The organism is Gemmatimonas sp. (assembly GCF_041689975.1).
Taxonomy (GTDB): Bacteria; Gemmatimonadota; Gemmatimonadetes; order Gemmatimonadales; family Gemmatimonadaceae; genus Gemmatimonas.
On record NZ_JBDNFF010000188.1, the window covers coordinates 1 to 2213 of the forward strand.

Genomic DNA, 2213 nt, shown 5'->3' on the forward strand with positions numbered 1-2213 from the left:
CTGGAGCTTATAGGCGGTGCTAAACTGACGACGGGTCCGGGTCGGTGACACCCCGGTATCTTGATGGAGCAACGGCATCACGGAAAGAGCAAACGACATGGGAACGGCCTCGATCACCCTCGTACACTAAACTCGGGATGGATCGGTGTCTCACTCATATTGGCAGAGAGGGGAACGGCGCTAACGTGGGACGGTATGGCTCAGCCTGCGACAGAATGTTAGAGAAAATCGGTGCCAGAATTTAGAGAACGCACAATCAGCGATACGCGTTTGGGAAGCTCTGATCTGGTAGGCCTCCCGTGTGATACGCAAAGTATCCGCAGTCCGCGTCTGCTTCACGAGTCGCCCAGTACTTATTTTACGTTGCCATCGCGCAAAAGGCAGCTTCAATTCGCCCATCCTCAAGCCCCGTCAGAGAAAGCAATTTGACGGACGAAGGCGCCTTACGTTCGCTTTCGCCTCGTTTCGCAGCGCGCGAACTTGACGAGGAAGGCGATCATAAAGCCACACGGCGGCGTACCAGAACGACCATTGCCACGATATGCGACGTTCCCACGGTAAGGAAAGCCGCGCTGAGTCCGGCACCCAACTTGTAACCCGGATTACATGGCGGATCGCTTCCTTGCTGCGAAAGCTCCACGCCGCTTCAAGATCTATTTTTGCCGCCGACTGTAAGGCCGTAGACGCCTCGGCATCGTCAGGCCAATTGGGGAGCCGGAGCACTGCCTCTTCGCGCGCGCTCCAGGCACTGCCGAACATCTGCAATGGAAAGCGCGCTGAAACCTGCTCGTTATGCTCGCTCCGTTCGCAGGTGTCAGCGCCCGTCCAAGCGAACGCGTGCTTCTCCGCGGAAAGTCGGAGCCAGAGGTCATAGTCCTCGGCGTACCGAGAGCCCGTTCGATAGCCACCCCCCGTCGAGAGTGACGAGCGGCGAACCATGACAGCGCTCTGGGGCACAAAGTTCTCCCGTAAAAGCGCATAGATCGGACGCTGGATCTCGATTGACAGTCCCATGGGACCACGCCGCATCTCCCTTTGGCCGACAACGGTGCTAAACACGACGTCGGCCATCGGAAACCTCGATACCGTTTCCACTAGTCGGGCAAGGTGGTCTGTACGCCAAAAGTCATCAGCATCAAGGAACGCGATCCACTCGCCGGTCGCGCTAGCGATGCCGAGGTTGCGAGCGTTCGCCGGCCCCGCGTTTTCTCCGGCCGAAATCAGTCTCAGATTGAGACGTTCCGTCGCCCACGCAGCAACTATTTGCGGAGTATCGTCCGTCGACGCATCGTCGACTACAAGTGTCTCGACCGGCTGATAGCTCTGGTCAACGATGGAGCCGAGACACCGTTCAATGAAGGTGCCTGCGTTGAAAGCGGGCACGATTACTGAGACCGAAGGGGGTTGTTGCTCGTCTACAAAAGCGGACATGGAAATTCTAGAGGAATCTGATCTGCCCGAACGCATGCCGAAATTGCACCGCTCTGTTGACGACAGGCAACGCTGCCTGTGCGATATAGGCGTATGCAATCTGAACCTACCATCGACGGTCTCGCCGCGCGTGAGTGGAGTTTGCGATTCGACGCCTGTCGGAGCAAGCCCAGTTTCGTGCAGCCATTTCCTTTGCAGACTTCTATTCCGAAATGCGTTCGGAGGCGGTCATCTCCGGAGATCGCTTCGATCGCGAGCTGGTTGGCGTACAACTCTGCATGCAACTCCGTTCTTTCACTGGGACTGCGATGTCGATGTGTGTGAAGCTGAATGTCTACCAGTGTGCCTAGCAGATTTCGAATTTCCCGCTCTTTTATAATATGCATTATTCGGCGTGCACAGTAGTCGTCGTAAGACACCCTCAACGAGTCACATAAAGTGCGAAGCACCGCGTCCTTTTCGAGCGCGCTCATTTCTTGCTCCGTGCATGCAGCACGCAGCCGGAGGTGCAACGCGTCTCATTCACTCGAGTTGCCGCGGGTCGGACGCATCGCAATCTTGCCGAACGGCCCGACATTGGCCGATTGCCCCGCACCTTTCCACAACAAGTACGCCAGCCAGGTGTCAAACACCGGTAGCTGGCGCCGTGCGTAATAAGTCGTGAGGTGCACCGTGGCGGGCATCGCGTACTGCTCGAGCAAGGGAGCGGCCTTTATTGCAAAATCCGCTGTGCCGTCGTCGAACGTCAGCACGACGGTCGGCTCTTTCAACGTGCCTTCCCA

2 protein-coding genes are annotated in these 2213 nt (G+C 57.3%); both read right to left on the reverse strand.

Features of this window, described 5'->3' with window-relative positions:
• Nucleotides 1-411: 411 nt before the first annotated feature.
• Nucleotides 412-1467: a glycosyltransferase family 2 protein gene (locus tag ACESNG_RS12045; RefSeq protein ID WP_373069147.1), complete on the reverse strand. Its 1056-nt coding sequence runs from the start codon at nt 1465-1467 to the stop codon at nt 412-414.
• 482 nt (nt 1468-1949) lie between these two features.
• Nucleotides 1950-2213: polysaccharide deacetylase family protein (locus tag ACESNG_RS12050; protein WP_373069149.1), on the reverse strand; the 264-nt coding region annotated here is incomplete at its 5' end.

Bases quoted from the DNA above. Each gene is read 5' to 3' on its own strand.
- ACESNG_RS12045 (WP_373069147.1), bottom strand. From the start codon at position 1,467: ATGCGTTCGGGCAGATCAGATTCCTCTAGAATTTCCATGTCCGCTTTT.